1 protein-coding gene and 1 pseudogene are annotated in these 1,805 nt (G+C 73.5%); one reads left to right on the top strand and one right to left on the bottom strand.

From position 1 onward, the window contains the following. A pseudogene (locus tag IE312_RS32630) lies at window positions 1–680 on the top strand (aldo/keto reductase); the annotation flags it as partial. A 138-nt stretch (window positions 681–818) separates the two neighbouring features. Here IE312_RS32630 and IE312_RS32625 read toward each other — a convergent pair. Beyond that, window positions 819–1,805, bottom strand: a 987-nt coding sequence (locus tag IE312_RS32625) for a PrsW family intramembrane metalloprotease (RefSeq protein WP_229900706.1), incomplete at its 5' end; no start/stop codon positions are given.

Below are 1,805 nucleotides of genomic sequence, written 5' to 3'. Positions count from 1 at the left end.
GGGGCTGTCCGCCGCCACCATCAAGGCCGCGGCCGACGCCTCCCTGCGCCGGCTGGACACCGACTACATCGACCTCTACTACACCCACTTCGACAAGCCCGAGGTGCCGGTCGAGGAGATCATCGGCGCGCTGGACGAGCTGGTGAAGGCCGGCAAGGTCCGGCACATCGCCGCCTCCAACATCACCCCCGAGCGCCTCCAACATCACCCCCGAGCGCCTCCAGGCCTCCCTGGACTTTTCCGACCGCGAGGGCCTCGCCCGCTACGTCGCCCTCCAGCCGCACTACAACCTGGTCTCCCGGGACACCTACGAGGGCCCGCTGCAGGACCTCGCCGCCCGCGAGGGCCTGGCCGCCGTCCCTTATTTCTCCCTCGCCTCGGGCTTCCTGACCGGCAAGTACCGGCCCGGTACGACCGTCGACAGCGCCCGCGCCGGCGGCGCCCAGAAGTACGCCGGCACCGAGCGCGGCCGGCAGGTGCTGGCGGCCCTGGACGAGATCGCCGCCGCCCACGGGGCGCCGGTCGCCACCGTCGCCCTGGCCTGGCTCGCCGCCCAGCCCACGATCACCGCCCCGATCGCCTCGGCGCGGACGGTGGAACAGCTGCCGGCGCTGCTCGGCGTGGCCGGGCTGACGCTGACGGACGCCGAGCTGGCCCGGCTGACGGAGGCCTCCGCCTAGGCCCTGTCGTTTGGATCATCCCGGCGTCGCGGGCCCTGGTCGGGGCGACGGAAGGTGCCGCACGTTTCAGCCGGCCTGATCCAAACGACAGAGCCTGCCGTCGTCCGGCGGTGCCGCACCCGCGGCCCGGCCCGGTGACTACGTCCGGTACGGGTTGTACGCGGCGTACGGCACCGCCGGGTACCCGTACGGCACCGCTCCCCAGCGCACCGGCGCCGGGACGGCGGCCCGGCCGGCGTACTCCAGGGCCGGCCGAACCACGTGCCGGCGCCGCCACAGTTCGTCCAGCAGCTCCCGCTCCCGTACGACGAAGTCGGCGCCGGCCTTTCCCGCCCGGCCCCGGTGCCGCAGGACGGCCAGCGAGGTGGCGTACGCCTCGTACCGGGCGACCTCCCGCGCCGCCGGGCGCCCGTGGTGGTGCCGGGCGTAGTCCCGGGCCATCCGCCGCGCCCGCATCGACCCGAGCGCGAACGGCTCGGCCGGCCCGAGCCACCCGGCCAGCACGTACGCCGGCAGCTCCGCCCGCACGGTGCGCAGCTCGCGCTGCCGGGTCCAGATCGCCAGCCAGGTCAGCAGCGCGAACGCGGGCACCATGAAGCCGCCGTAGACGGCGAAGAAGCCGTACTCGCCCAAGGTGGAGGAGCCGTTCCACAGGGCGTGCATGCCCATCGCGAGCAGCAGACCGCAGACCGGCAGCAGGACCCGGCGCAGGTGCTGCCGCTCGGCCGCCGGTGCGGCGATGCCGAAGCCGATGCCGGTGAGCACGGTGAACAAGGGGTGCGCGAACGGGGACATCACGATGCGCACGAAGAAGGTGGCGGCGGTGACGGAGGCGATGCCGCGGTCGCCGGTGAGCTGGTCGGTCCCGAAGGCGGTACCGAGGTAGAGGATGTTCTCGGTGAACGCGAACCCGGTGGCGGTGACCCCCGCGATCACCACCCCGTCCACGAGCCCGGAGAAGTCCCGCCGGCGGAAGAGGAAGACCAGCAGTACGGCGGCGGCCTTCGCGGACTCCTCGACGATCGGGGCTATCACCGTGGCCCCGAGGGTGTCGGCGCCGGCCGGGTCCGCGGTGGAGGTGGCGATCCACTTCGTCGCGAAGCTGTTGGCCACGATGGCTATCAG

The organism is Streptomyces capoamus (genome assembly GCF_014654935.1).
Lineage (GTDB): Bacteria > Actinomycetota > Actinomycetes > Streptomycetales > Streptomycetaceae > Streptomyces > Streptomyces capoamus.
The sequence above is the reverse complement of the archived record's forward strand: the minus strand, read 5'-3'. Positions and strand labels throughout refer to the sequence as shown.